At 66.9% G+C, this 15960-nt stretch carries 15 protein-coding genes; 10 read left to right on the top strand and 5 right to left on the bottom strand.

The features are described 5' to 3' along the window. Window positions 1-113: 113 nt before the first annotated feature. Window positions 114-2711 (bottom strand): GAF domain-containing protein, encoded by a 2598-nt coding sequence (locus tag ABIC65_RS07870; protein WP_354307950.1) that lies wholly within the window; start codon window positions 2709-2711, stop codon window positions 114-116. Here ABIC65_RS07870 and ABIC65_RS07865 point away from each other — a divergent pair. From ABIC65_RS07865 to ABIC65_RS07835, 7 genes are all read left to right on the top strand, one after another. Then, window positions 2684-3190: a response regulator gene (locus tag ABIC65_RS07865; RefSeq protein ID WP_354307949.1), complete on the top strand. Its 507-nt coding sequence runs from the start codon at window positions 2684-2686 to the stop codon at window positions 3188-3190. The genes ABIC65_RS07870 and ABIC65_RS07865 overlap by 28 nt on opposite strands. A gap of 151 nt (window positions 3191-3341) precedes the next feature. Then, window positions 3342-4469, top strand: coding sequence for an extracellular catalytic domain type 1 short-chain-length polyhydroxyalkanoate depolymerase (locus ABIC65_RS07860; protein WP_354307948.1), 1128 nt, complete (start codon window positions 3342-3344; stop codon window positions 4467-4469). A gap of 145 nt (window positions 4470-4614) precedes the next feature. Beyond that, on the top strand, window positions 4615-4779 hold the full coding sequence (locus ABIC65_RS07855; protein WP_354307947.1) for a hypothetical protein: 165 nt from the start codon (window positions 4615-4617) through the stop codon (window positions 4777-4779). Window positions 4780-4788: 9 nt separating this feature from the next. Beyond that, on the top strand, window positions 4789-5676 hold the full coding sequence (locus ABIC65_RS07850) for a transglutaminase family protein (protein ID WP_354307946.1): 888 nt from the start codon (window positions 4789-4791) through the stop codon (window positions 5674-5676). A 1-nt stretch (window position 5677) separates the two neighbouring features. Next, window positions 5678-6205, top strand: coding sequence for a hypothetical protein (locus tag ABIC65_RS07845; protein WP_354307944.1), 528 nt, complete (start codon window positions 5678-5680; stop codon window positions 6203-6205). 244 nt (window positions 6206-6449) lie between these two features. Continuing rightward, on the top strand, window positions 6450-6668 hold the full coding sequence (locus ABIC65_RS07840; protein WP_354307943.1) for a hypothetical protein: 219 nt from the start codon (window positions 6450-6452) through the stop codon (window positions 6666-6668). A 57-nt stretch (window positions 6669-6725) separates the two neighbouring features. Further along, window positions 6726-7001: a hypothetical protein gene (locus tag ABIC65_RS07835; RefSeq protein WP_354307942.1), complete on the top strand. Its 276-nt coding sequence runs from the start codon at window positions 6726-6728 to the stop codon at window positions 6999-7001. Window positions 7002-7023: 22 nt separating this feature from the next. Here ABIC65_RS07835 and ABIC65_RS07830 read toward each other — a convergent pair whose 3' ends face one another. Both ABIC65_RS07830 and ABIC65_RS07825 read right to left on the bottom strand, forming a co-directional pair. Further along, window positions 7024-8319, bottom strand: a complete 1296-nt coding sequence (locus ABIC65_RS07830) for a cation:proton antiporter (protein WP_354307940.1) — start codon at window positions 8317-8319, stop codon at window positions 7024-7026. Between the two features lie 125 nt (window positions 8320-8444). Beyond that, on the bottom strand, window positions 8445-8690 hold the full coding sequence (locus tag ABIC65_RS07825; RefSeq protein ID WP_354307939.1) for a hypothetical protein: 246 nt from the start codon (window positions 8688-8690) through the stop codon (window positions 8445-8447). Between the two features lie 1092 nt (window positions 8691-9782). On the opposite strand from ABIC65_RS07825, the gene ABIC65_RS07820 reads away from it, so the two are divergent. The 3 genes from ABIC65_RS07820 to ABIC65_RS07810 all read left to right on the top strand — a co-directional run bounded on the left by ABIC65_RS07820 (window position 9783) and on the right by ABIC65_RS07810 (window position 14526). After that, the gene (locus ABIC65_RS07820) at window positions 9783-10115 is read left to right on the top strand and encodes a hypothetical protein (RefSeq protein ID WP_354307938.1); all 333 of its coding nucleotides are present in this window, start codon (window positions 9783-9785) and stop codon (window positions 10113-10115) included. A gap of 72 nt (window positions 10116-10187) precedes the next feature. After that, on the top strand, window positions 10188-11333 hold the full coding sequence (locus tag ABIC65_RS07815) for an efflux RND transporter periplasmic adaptor subunit (RefSeq protein WP_436286720.1): 1146 nt from the start codon (window positions 10188-10190) through the stop codon (window positions 11331-11333). Window positions 11334-11337: 4 nt separating this feature from the next. Continuing rightward, on the top strand, window positions 11338-14526 hold the full coding sequence (locus ABIC65_RS07810; RefSeq protein ID WP_354307936.1) for an efflux RND transporter permease subunit: 3189 nt from the start codon (window positions 11338-11340) through the stop codon (window positions 14524-14526). Here ABIC65_RS07810 and ABIC65_RS07805 read toward each other — a convergent pair. Both ABIC65_RS07805 and ABIC65_RS07800 read right to left on the bottom strand, forming a co-directional pair. Beyond that, entirely contained in the window at window positions 14521-15426 is a 906-nt protein-coding gene (locus ABIC65_RS07805; RefSeq protein WP_354307934.1) for an MFS transporter, read from the bottom strand. The two genes, ABIC65_RS07810 and ABIC65_RS07805, sit on opposite strands and share 6 nt — an antisense overlap. 11 nt (window positions 15427-15437) lie before the next feature. After that, a complete protein-coding gene (locus ABIC65_RS07800; protein WP_354307933.1) occupies window positions 15438-15950 on the bottom strand; it encodes an MFS transporter in 513 nt (170 codons plus the stop codon). Between the last annotated feature and the right edge of the window lie 10 nt (window positions 15951-15960).

Below are 15960 nucleotides of genomic sequence, written 5' to 3'. Positions count from 1 at the left end.
TTCGGCGATGCGAAAGACCCGCACATAATGCGATCGACAGGAGGATTATTGACTAACATTCATTTAGCCGGCATCTGCTTACATTTGCGAAACAACGATCCGAAGGCCGGGACTCATTCGCCCCGGTTCATGTTGGCGAAGCGGTCGTCAATGGCGCGTGCGAGCTGCTGTGTAGAATAGGGCTTCTGCAGCAGCTGAAAACCATGGGCACCTTCTTCGGCGAGGATGTGGCTGTAGCCGCTTGCCAGAATGACGGGGAGCTTCGGGTGGGTTTCGCGAAGGCGCTTGCCCAGCTCCAGCCCGCCCATGCCCGGCATCACCACGTCGGAGAAAACGACGTCGAAGCCGGCGCCGTCCGACCCCAGGCGATGCAGCGCATCCTCTGCGCTGCACACGAGCAGCGTGCGATACCCCAGGTCATCCAGCGCCTCGCGGGCGAAGCTGCCCACTTCCTCATTGTCCTCTACGATCAGGATCGACAGGCCGGCCTTGCGGACGGCGGCTTCCTTTGTGTGCGGCGCCACCTCGGGTTCCGTGCCAGGCCCCGCCTGCGGGAGGTACAGGGTGAAGGTGGTGCCATGGCCGGGCACGCTCTCGACAGCGACGTCGCCGCCCGACTGCTTGGCGAAGCCGAACACCTGGCTCAGGCCGAGGCCGGTGCCCTTGCCGACCGCCTTGGTGGTGAAGAAGGGCTCGAACACGCGCTCCAGGATGGTGGCCTCGATCCCCGCGCCGGTATCGATCAGCGAGATCGCGGCGAAGTGGCTGTCCGACGCGGCATGGCCGCGAATGACGGGCTTCGGCACCGAACAGGCGAGCCGAATGGTGAGCTGTCCCTGTCCTGCCATCGCATCGCGTGCATTGACCGCCATGTTGACCAGCGCGGTCTCGAACTGGCTGACGTCGGCGCGCACGATGCAGGGGATGTCGGGAAGGTCGAGGGCGATCGCGACCCGCTTGCCCGTGACCGAGTTGAGCATGTCCGCGACGGTGCGCAGCCGCTCGCCGACTTCGAACGCCGCGGGGTTGAGCGTCTGCCGCCGCGCGAAGGCGAGCAGCTGGCCGGTCAGCTTGGCCGCGCGGTCGGCGGTGTCCCCGATCGCCTCGATATAGCGCGCGCGCCGTTCGGGCGGCAGGTCCGGGCGGCGCAGCAGGTCCACCGAGCCCCGGATCACCGTCAGCAGATTGTTGAAGTCGTGCGCGACACCGCCGGTGAGCTGGCCCACCGCATCCATGCGCTGGGAATGCCGCAGCGCTTCTTCGGAGGCCATCAGCTCGCGCGTCCGCTCCTCGATCCGGTGCTCGAGAGTCATGGCGAGATCGCTCAGCGCCGCTTCCCGGTCGAGCCGCTCGCGGCCGATCGAGAGGAACCGGGCGAAGCTTTCGAAGAACGAGATCGCCTCGCTCTCGAACCGGTCACGGCTGGTGGAGACGAACGAGATCACGCCGTAGAGCGTCGTGTCCGATTGCACCGGAAAGCCCGCATAGGCTCGCGTGCCGTTGCGCCGGCTGATCTCGGTGCGCGGATCGGTCGATTGCTGGACATGCTCGAGGATCAGCGGCGCGCGCTGCTCGGCGACCAGCCCGCACAGCGGCACGTCGACCGGGCAGACGTCCGCCAGCCATGCCTGGGTCTCCTCCTCCACGCCGGTGGACTGGAGCAGCCGCATCCGCGAGCAATCGTTGTTGAGCAGATAGCTGTAGCTCCGGTCGTAGCCGAGGCTTTCCGCGCCGCTCGACAGGATTTCCTGCAGCACCTGGTCGGGATCGTCGGAGGACAGCAGCCCGGCCGAGGCGCGCGCGAGCAGGTCCAGCCGCTGCTCGCGCAGGCGCTCCTCGGTGCGATCGCGCAGCACCTTGACGAAGCCGATCACCGTGTCGTCCGCGTCGCGGAGCGGCGTCATCTCCCCCTGCGCCCAGAAACGGCTGCCGTCGGCGCGCAGGTGCCAGCGCTCGTCATTGCCATGGCCGACCTCGAGTGCGCGGGCCATTTCGTGCGCCGGGCGCCCGATCGCGCAGTCCTCGGGCGTGAAGAACCGCTCGATGGTAGCACCCAGCATGTCCGCCTCGCGCCAGCCCAGGATGTTCTCGGCGCCGGCGTTCCAGCGGGTCACCCGGCCTTCGCAGTCCGTCGCGATGATCGCGAAGTCGGTCGCGCTGTCGAGGATCTGGCGGTGCCGTGCCTCGCTTTCGCGCGTGACGTCGTTCGCCCGCGCGCGCGCCGATGCCTGGTCTGCCTGTTCGAGCTGGAGCGAGATCAGCCGGGCGAACATCTCGAACGTCGGCAGGATCTCGGGCCGGTTCAGGTCCTGCGGCTTGGGATCGATCGCACAGAGCGTGCCGAAGAAGCGGCCGTCCGGCAGTACGATCGGCACCGAGATATAGCTCTTCAGCCCGTACAGCACGGGCGTGGGGTGGGTGGCATAGACGGGATCGGCGTCCACGTCGGGGATCACGACCGATTGGCGGTGCTGCCGGATCTCGTGGCAGATGGTGGTCTCGAGCTTGAGTGCATCGCCGGGCTGGAGGCCGAAATTGATCTCGTCCCGTACGCTGCAGGCGACCCAGTGGTCGTCGGTGACGCGGGCGATCGCGGCGAATCCCATGCCGGTGATGCGGCAGACGGTGTCGAGCAGCGTCGGCACCACGTCGAACGCACCGATCGTGGCGATATCGGCGGCGATTGGTTCGGGAAGGGAAGGATCTGCCACCATCATCGCTCTTTAACGCGCCGCGCCGCTTTTGGCAGGGGTCCTTTGTCGATGCTGTGTGTTCTAGCAAAATGACAGCTTCCACAATGCCTTATGCTATCGCGGTCGATGATGATCCGATGATCCTTCTCGATGTCACCGGAATTTTGGAGGATGCGGGCTTTCGCACCTACGAAGCCGATCACGGCGATGCGGCGCTGACCATGCTGCCGGGATGTGCCGACAACGTGATCCTGTTGTTCTCCGACGTGGACATGCCGGGGGACACGGACGGGTTCGCTCTGGCGCGCCACGTTGCCGAACACTATCCGTGGATCGAGATCGTGATTGCGAGCGGCCGCGTCACGCCCGGACCGGGGGACATGCCGGAAAAGGCGACCTTCATCGGCAAGCCCTTCACCGCGGCGATGGTCCACGCGCACCTGCGCGACACGCTGCCGGACGGCAAGAAGCCGGAACCCCTGAAAGCAGCGATCTGAGGCGGTGGCAACTCCCGATCGCTGAATGATCACCGTGTTAACCTATATGAATAGCGTCGGTGATTGCGCTTCCCGCCTGAACTCCCATATTTGTGCATCGCAGCATGAATGCGACCCTGCCGCTTTCGAGCGCTTCTCAAAGGACGCTACGATGCCTGGCCTTTCCGACACCCTTGCCCGCCTTGCCGCCCTGCGCGCCGCCAGCGGGACAGTGCCGTCCTCGAGGGCCGGCCGGCTGGCGCCACTCGGCGACTTCGGGCCGAACCCCGGCGGCCTTGCCGGCTGGAGCTATCTGCCCGCCGCACTGGCCGAGCGGCCCGCGCTGGTGGTGGTGCTTCATGGCTGCACCCAGAATGCGGCGGGCTATGACCGCGGCTCGGGCTGGTCGGATTGGGCCGATCGCCACGGCTTCGCGCTGCTGTTCCCCGAGCAGCAGCGCCAGAACAATGCCAATCTCTGCTTCAACTGGTTCGCGCCCGAGGACAGCCGTCGCGGCGGCGGCGAGGCGCTGTCGATCCGCTCGATGGTCGCCGCGATGGTGGCGCGACACGGTATCGATCCCGCGCGCATCTTCGTGACAGGCCTGTCGGCGGGCGGCGCGATGGCCTCCGTGCTGCTCGCCACCTATCCGGACGTGTTCGCCGGTGGCGGGATCATCGCCGGCCTGCCCTACGGATCTGCAACCTCGATGCCGCAGGCGTTCGAGCGGATGCGGGGGCAGGGTGGTCCGGACGCCGCGGGGCTGACCGCGTTGGTCCGCGATGCGTCGCCGCACCAAGGCCCGTGGCCGATCGTGTCGGTGTGGCACGGGACGGGCGATGCGACCGTCGCGCCGTCCAACGCGGGCGCCATCGTCGCGCAGTGGCGCACGCTGCACGGTCTCCCCGAGGCACCGACGCGCACTGACCGGGTCGACGGCTATCCCCATCACCTGTGGGCGGACGGCGAGGGCCGCATCCTGCTCGAGGAATACCAGATCACCGGCATGGGCCATGGCACCCCGCTCGACACGGCCGGCGCCGAAGGCTGCGGCAGCAGCGGCGCCTATATGCTCGAGACGGGGATATCTTCTACGGCCCATCTCTGCCGTTTCTGGGGCATTGCGGATCCCGACGCCCCGGCGCAGACCGTCGGCAACACGGCGCGCGCGGTACCGGCAAGGCCAGATCCAGCCCCACCGTCCATGCTGGTGCCCGCGAACTCCACGCAGACACCTGCCGGACGGGATATCGGACGCGTGATCGAGGCGGCGCTGCGCGCGGGCGGACTGATGCGCTAGCGGAAGGGTGCGCTTAATTGGCGGCAGGGGGTAGGCTGTTGCACCTCTCCACCTTATACCAAGTGCATCGTTGGCAGATTCCTCCGTAGGCGCCATCGACTGAGAGACCGACGCGCTCCCGCTTACCTGACCCGGGAGCCGATCCATGGACATCGACCATATCCGCCGCCGCTATGCGCATCATAGCCTCGCCCGGGCCTATGCCGACCGGATCGAGACAATGGGCCGGCCGCTCGACCTTGCCGTTGCCAGCCCGGTCGGATGCGAGGCGGTGGAGCAGGTGATCGCCGCCCGTGCCGAGCGCCGTTGAAGCGCCGAAGTGCTGCTGACCATCCGTCACCGCACCAGCTACCGCTATGCGCGGCCGGTCTGGCTGCAACCCCACCGGATGATGCTGTGCCCGCGCGGCCAGCATGATCTGCGGCTGCGCACGACCGAGCTCCGCTGCGTGCCGCCTGCCGCGATCGACTGGACGCAGGACGTGTTCGGCAACCTGATCGCGACGGCGAGCTTCGCGGAGGCGGCCCAGACGCTGACGATCGACAGCCGGATGGTGGTGGATCATTCCGCCGCCGCTTGGCCGGTTTTCACCATCGCGCCGTCCGCGCACCAGTTTCCCTTCACCTATTCCGATGCGGACATCGCCGATCTTGGCGGGATGCGGCTGCCCCATTATCCGCAGGCGGCGGACCGGGTGGGCGCGTGGGTGGCGCAGTATCGCGGTACCGGGCCGACCGACACGCTGACGCTGCTCAAGACGATCAACACCGCCATCGCGACCAGCCTCACCTATCGGGTGCGGGAGGAAGAGGGCACCCAGTCGCCGGACGAGACGCTCGACCAAGGCAGCGGATCGTGCCGCGACTTCGCGACGCTGTTCATCGAGGCGGTGCGCCACCTCGGCTTTGGCGCGCATGCGGTGTCGGGCTATCTCCAGCCCGAGCTGCCGGGCGACCAGCACGGCACCACCCACGCCTGGGCCGAGGTATATCTGCCCTGCGCCGGCTGGATCCCCTTCGATCCCACCCATGGCCGCATGGGCGGGGCGGGCCTGATCCCGGTGGCGGTCGCGGGCAACATCGCCCGCATCCACCCGGTGCGGGGCAGCTATCTCGGCGCGCCCGAGGACTTTCTCGACATGCAGGTTCAGGTGACGGTCGAGACGAGCAGCGCGCCCGCCGGTGCCTTCGACGCTTTTGCCCTCTGAGATGCCCGATCCGAACGGACGCGCCGCCGAACTCGATCGCGCCTATCGGACGCTGTGCCGCGGCGCGCGCTTCTTCGCCGGCCCCATGGGGCAGGGGGCGCCGCCGCCGGAGATCGCCGTGCCGATCAGCCATCGGCACCGGTCGAAATGGATCGGCAACGGCCTGCGCGAACTCGATCGGTTCCTCCACCACCTGCTCGACGCGGTCGCGCACGCCCATGGCCTGGGTGCCGCGCCTGGCCAGCGGAACAGCGCCAACAAGCTGCGCGCGCTGCACGCGGCGCTGGGGCATGGCGACGACGATCACGGCCGGCTGCTGGGACTGGGCGGCACGCGCGCGTGCCTGTTCCACTGTGACGGAATCCTGCGCAGCCAGGCAATGGCGACGGCGTGCTGGAGCGGCCTCGGCAGGTCTGGCACGCCACCGGCGCCCGATCCGGGCACGATGCTCGTCATTCTACCGACGGACCTGCAGCGCGTAGGCCATTTCTATCGAAGGCTCGCCGACGATCTCGTGCAGCGTCCCTAGTAAATACGTGGTGGATCCCCATATCGATACTATCGCGGCCAGCCTTGCCTGAGCAACGCCGCGGCTGAGAGAGAATCCTGCTCCCGCTCTTCGAAGGAGCAGCCCCATGTCTTCTTTCTCCCTGGTTCCGCGGTCCCCCAACGTCGTTCCCTTTGTCGATGGCAGCGCGCGCCGCAGGCAGACCCTGTCGATTTTCGCGCCGCGACACGATCCCGCCGGCCCGCCCAGCCCGAAATCCGCCTGAATGTCGCGCGTCGTCAACATCGACGCGGCCATGCAACAGGTGCTCGCGACCTGCGCACAGCAGCAGGTGCGGATCAGCGCGATCGAGCCGATGGCGCCACGCGGCACCCATCTTGTCCTTGCCCGCGCAGAGGATGCCGAGCGAATCCGCCAGCTGTTTCAGGGGCGCCTGCTCGACGGCGCGGTGACGCGCGGCCAGCGGCCCGCACGGCGCATCTGATCGGGCAACCAATTGCCGCGCCAATGTACCTATCGCGAACACCGAGGAGTCACCACGATGCAGCCGACCGCCTTCACCTGCCGCGCGCAGGAAGCCCGCCAGCGTCAGCTGGCGACCGATGCCCCGTTGCCCAATGTCCGTGACGTAGCGTTCATCGCAGCTGCAGCCTGGCAAAAGGAAGCGCTCGCGGCCGAAAAGCGCGAGGCGCGCGAGGTCGCCACCCGCCTGCACCGGATCGAAGCGAGTCTCGAACGCACCACGGAGGATCGTGGCTTGAGCGAGAATCCGGATCGCGGTTTTGCCGATCGACCGGTGCTGCGCGCGCTGGGGTGATGCTTGGCGGCGCGCGCATCCGTCACGCGCCGCTTTCTTTCGCCGCCGGCAGGTCCCCGGCGTCCGGATCCCGCCCCTGCCGGCGATCGAGCGATCGCATGATCGGCGTCACCGTCAGCCCGTGCAGCAGGATCGAGAACAGCACCACCAGCCCGATTATGCCCCATAGCCGCTCGGCCTGCGCCACCGCCATGTGGTTCATGCCATAGGCCAGGTAATAGATCGTCCCCACGCCGCGGATGCCGAAAAAGGCCAGCGTCAGCTTCTCGCTGCGATCGGCGCGGTAGCCGAGCAGCCCGATCCACCCCGCCAAGGGCCGCACGACCAGCAGGATCGTCGCCGCAACGGCGATGTCGATCCAGCCGACATGCGCCAGCAGGCCGCTGACGAGCGCACCACCGAACAGGATCAGCAGCGCCATCATCACCAGCCGCTCGAGCTGCTCGATGATCGTGTGCATCTCGTGGTGGAATGCGTGCTCGCGGTGCGTGTGGCGGAAGGTCAACGCGGTCACGAACACGGCCAGGAAGCCGTAGACATGGACGATCTCTGTCAGGCCGTAGGACACGAACGTCGCCGAAAGCGCGATCAGGCCGTCACCGGTCTTGGCGAGCTTGGAGTCGGCGCGCACGTGGAAGGTGAGCCAGCCAAAGGCGAGGCCGACCAGCCATCCGCCGAGAATGCCGCCGCCGATTTCCCACAGCACCCGATAGCCCAGCCATTCGCCCAGCCACGGTGTCCCCGAAACGGCGCTGGCCGCGAGCAGGATCGCCAGATGGACGAAGGGAAAGGCTGCCCCGTCGTTGAGCCCGGCTTCGGAGGTGAGCCCGAAGCGGACTTCATCCTCTTCTCCGGTCTTTGGCGGGCCGACCTGGACGTCTGAGGCGAGCACCGGATCGGTGGGCGCGAGGCTCGCTCCCAGCAGCAGCGCCGTCGCCAGCGGCAGCCCCAGGGTCCACCCGGCGATGCCCGCGATCGCGAGGATGCTGAGCGGCATGGTGATTGCCAGCAGCCGCCAGGTGACCGCCCAGCGCGCCCACCCGAACACCCGATCGATCTTGAGACCGGCGCCCATCAGCGCGATGATGACGATTAGCTCCGAAAATCGCTCCGTAATGTCCGGATACCGCATGGGCAGCGGTCGCAGCGTGACCTGTGGCAGAAGGAAGATCGTCGCGCCGATGCCCATGCACACGATCGGCAGCGATAGCGGCAATTTGCGCAGCGCGAGCGGCAGCCACGCCACCAGCGCCACCAACAGGCCGGTCCCGGTCAGGACCAGGATATAGGTGGAGGGGAGCAAGCTGGCATGGTCCATCGTTGCTTAACCGGCCGGCGAGCGGATCGGGTACCGGCGCGTGCGAAAGAAGCTGGCACTGCCCGCACTGCCATGTCTGATGGTTGTTCGGCGGAGCGCATCTCCGCGCTCAGGCTTTCTCCCCCTCAGTGCCCCGCCGCTTCCCGTTCGCGCAGGGTGGCCAGCTGACCGCTCAACTGGCGCAGCACGCGGGTGCGATGTTGATAGGTGTTGTGGCGCTCCCCCACCCGACCAGCGACGAAGTCGCTGGAGAACGCCCTGGTCATGTCCGCAAGCGCGGCCTCGAGCGCATCCGCATCCGATCCGGCTGGCGCGCAGGGGAGCGGGGCAGCGTCGTCGGGCAGGCCTGTCTTTGTCTGGTCGATGGTCATGCATGTGTCCTCGCCGAGCGGGAGCACGTAGCATCTCTCAGTCGCAGCGGCGCTCGTGGCGGATGCTGCGATAGCCTGCATATGGGGACGTCGAAGCCCGATGGATAGCTGCGGTTGCATCGATCGGTTGCCGTGCTGCGGCGTCAGGCTCAAGCTGGCTGACAATCAGGTCAGGAACCGACACATCCAGCGAAGCTTCCAAGGCATGCTTTGCAAGCCAACCGTCTCGGGCTGGCCATCGAACCCGCTGGCGTATCGCTATGGGCGTGGCACGTGAACGACGGTTGGTTCTGAAAGGAAGGGCGGGGTTTCATGCTGCAGGAGGGCGATGGTCGGCTCCTGACTGGCGCTGCCGTTCAGCATATCTCTCCGAGACGACTGTTTTGTCCCACATCCGGTCCATCGTCGCCTCATCTCTCGGGGGGCGGAGCCGCCTGATATCTCATAGGGTTATCAGGCCAGCGGGTAACAGCGGACTCGCGCCAGCCGATACAACGGTGCTGATCTGCGTGCTAGCTGGGGAGATGCCTGCGTCCATCTTCCGGTAAAGGGTGGAACGCGGTGAGGCCCGTTAGAGCGAGGACGGCCTTGAGCCGGAGGATGCGGTCCGTTGCCTTGGAGTGCATTGCTATCACCTTGCATCGTTCGGGGGGTGGTGGAGCGTGTCGATGCAGGATGGACCCTAACGGCTTGCCGGCAGAACGGTTCGTCTGGTGCTGACGCGGGCCAGCTGATGGCTGCATGCGCTGGCACTCGGTGACAGGGGTGGCTTTCCCGAAACCTGTTCCCAATTGTGTTTTCCCGAAATGGCGCATCCCAGATGAAAAATTGGGACGATCGCGCATTTTTTTAGAACGGGCGAATTCGGGAACGAGGGAGATCGATTGAACGGCAATGTCTGCGGCGATTACTGTCGCCGCTTTAGTGGCGCCTCGTCGGCGGCTTCCGTCAAATCAGGACGATCGGGCCAAACATGTGAACGGCCATATCTGGTCGGGCTTAGCCAATCGTCAGGGTGCTGGTATCAACTGGGCTCCGGAACGCCAGATCCGGCAAATGACAGACGCGACGCGATCCGCTAAGGCGGCGGCCATGCTGCGCCATGCCTGGCTCCTGCTGATCGTCCTGTTCGCCGTCGCGCTGACGACGAGTGGAGCAGTGCATGCCCGCGAGGCCCCGGACAGTACCGCCATCGCCTGCGGCGGAGAGGCGCACGCCGATGGCGACAGGGATCAGGTGCCGGCCGATGGCGATCAGAACATGCCGCACCATCATGGCGGCTGCCACGGCCATGCGGTTGGGCTGGAAGCCGGTTCGCCGGCCCCTTTCCTGCACCTGAATCTGGCGGGTCTTGCCGTGGCGCCGAGTGCCGCCGCGCTGGCCTCGCTCCTGATCGATCCCGCCTTGCGGCCGCCCAGAGGCTGAGACGCGCGCCAGCGCCGTCCATCCCTGACCGCAATCGCCGGCGTAGCCGGCCGAGGAACCCGATCGATGAGAATGCTATTCGCGGCCCTGCCGCTTACCCTGACGCTTGCCGCCTGCGGCGGCGGTGGCGGAAAACCGCAGACCAACCAGACCAATCAGACCCAGCCGGCCGAGACCACACAGGTCGAGGAAAGCGTCGTTGCGCTGACCCCACAACAGATCACCACAGCTGGCATCGAGTTGACCTACCCGACGCTTGGCCGCAGCGGCGGCGCTATCGCGTTGCCCGCATTGCTCGAAAGCGACCAGCAAGCGACACGGATCGTCGCCGCCACCGTACCCGGCCGCATCGTCGAACTGCGCCGCAACCTTGGCGATCATGTTCGTCGGGGTGAAACGCTGGCCGTGCTCGAAAGCCGCGAAGCCGCCGGCTTGCAGGCCGAAGTGCAGCGCGCCGCCGCCGGCGCGGAACTTGCCCACAGGACGCTCGCCCGGGATGAGGCGCTGTATGCCAAGGGCTTCCGTCCCTTGCGCGAGGTGGACATCTCGCGTGCTGCCGCAAAGCAGGCGGACGTGGCGCTTCGCCTTGCGCGTGAGCAGGTGGCCGCCACTGGATCGCGCGGGGGACGCTATAACCGCATTGTCCTCGCCGCCCCGATTTCCGGCCAGGTGATCGCGCGCACTGCCGTGCTCGGCCAGAACTTCGCCGCCGATGCTGCGGAGACCGAGCTGTTCCGCATTGCCCGGCTGGATCGGCTGAGCGTGTCGCTCTCCGTCTCCCCCGCCGATGCGGCGCGCATCCGTGTCGGGGCGACGGTGCAGGTCCGGGCCGCCGATCGAACCGGGCAGGCGCGCATCCGCTTCGTCTCCCCTGTGCTCGACGAAAAGACCCGGCAAGTGCCGGTCCTCGCCGAACTCGACAACCGGGCTGGCCAGTGGCGCGCGGGCGAGCCGGTCAGTGCATCGGTCGCGCTGCCGGGCAATGGCGACGGCGCGGTCCGCGTGCCCTCCACCGCGGTGCAGACGGTCGAGGGCCGTACGGTCGTTTTCGTCCGCGCCGGGCGTGGCTTTCGCGCCGCGCCGGTTACGCTCGGTCGCCGGGACGGAGCGATGGTGATCGTCGCGTCCGGACTGACCGGCGGCGAAACCATCGCGGCTGCGAACAGCTTCACCCTGAAATCGGCGCTCGGTGCGTCCGAAGCCGGCCACGAGGACTGAGGGCATGATCGACCGCATCGTCGCATGGGCGGTGGACAAGCGCTGGCTTGTCCTCCTGCTCACCCTCATCGCCGCCATTGTTGGCGCCGGCGCGCTCTGGCGCCTGCCCATCGATGCCGTGCCGGACATCACCAATAACCAGGTGCAAGTGAATATCTTGGCACCTGCGCTCTCGCCCGAACTGATCGAGAAGCAGGTCGCGTTCCCGATCGAGACCGCGCTTTCGGGGATCAAGGGGCTGGAGAGCACCCGCTCGCTCAGCCGCAACGGCTTCGTCCAGGTCACCGCGATCTTCTCGGATTCCACCGACATCTACTTCGCGCGGGCACAGGTGCAGGAGCGCCTGTCGCAAGCGCAGAAAGACCTGCCCGCCGGCGCCCGCCCCGAAATGGGGCCGATCGCGACCGGGCTGGGCGAGGTCTATATCTGGACGCTGCGTTATGCGGAGCGCGGGCACGCCGATCACCGCCCCGGCGAGCCCGGCCTCCAGCCCGACGGCAGCTACATCACGCCCGAAGGCGACAGGCTCGCCAGCGAGGCGGAAAAGGCGACCTATCTCCACACCGTGCAGGACTGGATCGTCGCGCCGAAGGTGAAAACCGTGCATGGCGTGGCCGGCATCGACTCGCTCGGCGGGTTCGAGAAGGAATATCTGGTCGTGCCCGACGTTCAGCGGCTCGCGAGCTTGCGCCTGTCGCTGTCCGACCTCGCCGAGGCGCTCGAACGCAACAATGTTGCCACCGGTGGTGGCACGGTGAACCGCAATGGCGAAGGTCTTGCGGTGCGCGCCGATGCCCGCATTCGCAGCCTGGCGGAGCTGCGGGCCGCGGTGATTGCGACGCGCGAAAATACACCCATCACGCTCGACCAGGTTGCCGAGGTGCGTCTCGGCCAGGGTATACGCATGGGCGCCGGATCGGAAAATGGTCGCGAAGTGATCACCGGTACCGCGATCATGCGGATCGGCGAGAACAGCCGCACGGTCTCCACCGGCGTCGATGCCAAGCTGAAGGCGATCGCTTCCTCGCTGCCGCGCGACATCGTGATCGAGCCGGTGCTGGACCGCACCAGGCTGGTCAATGCAACCATCACCACCGTCTCGCGAAATCTCGCCGAGGGCGCGCTGCTCGTCATCGTCGTGCTGTTCCTGCTGCTCGGCAATTTCCGCGCCGCGCTGATCGCCGCCATGGTGATCCCGATCACGATGCTGCTCACGGGCTTCGGCATGCTGCAGGCGGGCGTCTCGGCCAATCTGATGAGCCTCGGCGCCCTCGACTTCGGCCTGATCGTCGATGGCGCCGTGATCATCGTCGAGAATGCGCTGCGCCGCCTCGCCGAGCGCCAGCATGCCGAACAGCGCGCGCTCGAACTGCCGGAGCGTCTCGCCACCATCTCCGACGCCGCGCGGGAGATGATCCGCCCGTCCGTCTACGGTCAGGCCATCATCATGCTCGTCTATGTGCCGCTGCTCACCCTGACCGGGGTGGAAGGCAAGACCTTCGAACCGATGGCGCTGACCGTGATCATCGCGCTCGCCTTCGCCTTCGTCCTCTCGCTCACCTTTGTACCCGCCGCCGTAGCCGTGGCCCTGTCCAGGCCGGTCGACGAGAAGGAGGGGCGGATCGTCGCCTGGCTTCGCCGAGGCTACGAACCCACTCTGGACCGGGCGATGCGACGGCCGAAGCTGACCATCGGCGTCGCGCTCGGTGCCCTCGCGCTGGCAGGCGCCGCCTACACCACGCTCGGCCAGGAGTTTCTGCCGCAACTCGACGAGGGCGACGTGCTGGTCTCAGCCTTCCGCGTGCCGGGCACCTCAGTCGAGCAGAGCCAGAAGATGCAGGCGCAGATCGAGAAGGCACTGGCGGGCATGTCGGAGATCCGCACCGTCTTCTCGCGCACCGGCACCGCCGAAGTCGCCTCAGACCCGATGCCATCCAACGCCACCGACACCTTCATCATGCTCAAGGATCGCAAGGACTGGCCCAATCCATCCGAGGACAAGGCGGCGGTCATAAAGCGGATCGAAGCACGGCTCGCCCAGGTTCCGGGCCATGCCTATGAAGTCACCCAGCCGATCCAGATGCGCTTCAACGAGTTGATCGCCGGCGTGCGATCGGACGTGTCCGTAAAAATCTTCGGCGAGGATTTCGGCGCGCTCAACGCGACCGCGGCGAAAATCGCGACCATTCTGCGCAAGGTGCCGGGCGCCGAGGACGTGAAAGTCGAGCAGACCGAGGGGCTGCCGATGCTCGACATCGCGTTCAATCATGACGCGGCGGCCCGGCTCGGCGTTCGTGCGCAGGACGTGGCAGACACTGTCTCCGCCGCCGTGGGCGGACGCCAGGCCGGCATGATCTTCGAGGGTGACCGGCGCTTTCCGATCGTCCTTCGTCTGGACGATGCGATGCGCGCCGATCTGGAGACGCTCGGCCAGATTCCGGTGCCGACGCCCATGGGCGCCTTTGTGCCGCTCGCTTCGGTCGCCGACATCCGGTTGCTCGACGGTCCGAACCAGATCAGCCGCGAGAACGGCAAAAGGCGCGTCGTCGTCCAGGCCAATGTGCGCGGGCGCGAGGTGGCGAGCGTCGTCGGCGAAGCGCAGGCAGCAATCGCGCGCGACATCGCCTTGCCGGCGGGCACCTGGCTCGAATGGGGCGGGCAGTTCCAGAACCTTGCCTCCGCCCGCGCCCGTCTGGCAATCGTCGTGCCCGCCTGCTTCGTGCTGATCCTGATGCTGCTGTACGGCGCGCTGGGCAATGTCCGGGACGCGGCGATCGTGTTTACCGGCGTGCCGCTGGCGCTGGTGGGCGGCGTTCTGGCGCTGGTGCTGCGGGGCATGCCCTTCTCGATTTCGGCAGCGGTGGGCTTCATCGCGCTGTCAGGTATCGCAGTGCTCAACGGCTTGGTGATGGTCAGCTCCATCCGGCAACGCGTTGCCGAGGGTAACGACCGGGCGGATGCCGCGCGCGGCGGCGCCCTCGTTCGCCTGCGGGCGGTGGTGATGACCGCGCTGGTCGCCAGCCTCGGCTTCGTGCCGATGGCTCTGGGCCATGGTGCCGGCGCCGAGGTCCAGAAGCCGCTGGCGACTGTCGTGATCGGCGGCTTGATAAGCGCGACCCTGCTCACGTTATTCGTGCTCCCGACACTCTATTCGCGCTTCGGAGCTCCAGCGACGGCGAAGCCGCCTTTATAGGTTGGAATGTGCTCGAATGCTGTACACCTTGTCCCGGGTTCGGTTTGAACTTGCTGGATCCTTACGCGGAATGGCGCCCGCTAGGTCGCCTTTCTGCCTACCGGCTGTTCGATTTGCGAATGGGCGTTTCTGGGCGTGAAGCAGTCTGCCCGATTCAGGAGAAAGAGAGCGGCAGGTTTTGAGGAAAGCTGATGGGGTGGACGCCCCCCGACGGCATCGATGTGCCAGAGTGGAGGTGTTGAAGCACCACTGAGGGAGGCGTCCGTGTCGCAAGCTATCACAATCGGGCTGGATATCGCCAAGACCGTTTTCCATGCGCACGGCCAGGCCGACAGGGGCGGCTAAGCCCATCATCGTGCCGAGTAGCGCCAGCGCACGGCCCTGCAGATGGTTCGGCACGGTCGTCTGAATCAGCAGGGTGAACGGCGCGTCGCCCAGGATGAAGGTGACGCCGCTCAGCGTCCAGAACGCCGCTGCCAGCCAGAACAGGTTCGGCGGCACCAGCGCCATCGCCGCGAGCGTCGCGCAGGAAAGAGCGAATCCCCACAGCACCCAGGAGACCAGTCTCATCGGTACGAACAGCGCGACGATCCCGCCGCCCGCCACCATGCCCGCGCCGCCTAGCCCCTCCAGCATCGCAACCGCCGGCGCCCCGCCGCCGAAATGCTGCTTCACAAGCAATGGCAGCATTTCCGCGCTGGGCATCACCACCAGCACCACGGCCGTCAGCAGGGCGTAGACACGACGCAGCCTGGGATTGCGCCATACGACGGCGACGCCCTCGCCGAATTCGCTCCAAATGCCTTTGCCTTCGCCAGGCACCCGCTGCTGCGGTATGCGGAAGAACAGCAGCGGCACGATGCCGAGCGCCGCCGTCAAAACATCGATCCACAAGGCCATGCCCACCGGCATCACGCCGATCGCCAGCGCGCCCAGCGGCGCGGCGGCGACCGTAACGCTGCCATCATCGTCTGATTGAGTCCGACGGCGCGCGGTAGGAAAGGAGCGGGCACCAGCATCGCCTCGCTGGCCGCCGCTGCCGGCATCTGGAAGGCGGCGGCGGCGCTCCGCACGAACATTGCCGCATATACATGCCAAAGGGTGACGCTGCCGTGCAGGAAGAGCGCGATCAGCATCAGGATGCAGCCGGCGCCAATCGCGTCGGGCAGGATCATCAGCATGCGGCGGCTGTAGCGATCCGCAAAGGTGCCACCGATCGGTCCGAGCAATGCCTGTGGCAACAGCCCCACCAGTCCTGCGGTCGCCAGCGCGCCGAAGGTTCCCACCGTATCGGTGATCCACCAGATCAGCACGAACTGGGTCATGGCGGAACCGATCACCGACAGCGTCTGTCCGCTGAAGATCGACCAATAGCGCCAGCGCCAGCCGGCGCCGGGTCCGTGCGGATCGAGAATGGTGGACATGGCCTCCCGG

Origin of the sequence: Sphingomonas trueperi (assembly GCF_040545665.1) — a bacterium.
In the GTDB taxonomy this organism is placed as follows: domain Bacteria; phylum Pseudomonadota; class Alphaproteobacteria; order Sphingomonadales; family Sphingomonadaceae; genus Sphingomonas; species Sphingomonas trueperi_B.
This window is presented reverse-complemented; position numbering and strand designations above follow the sequence as displayed.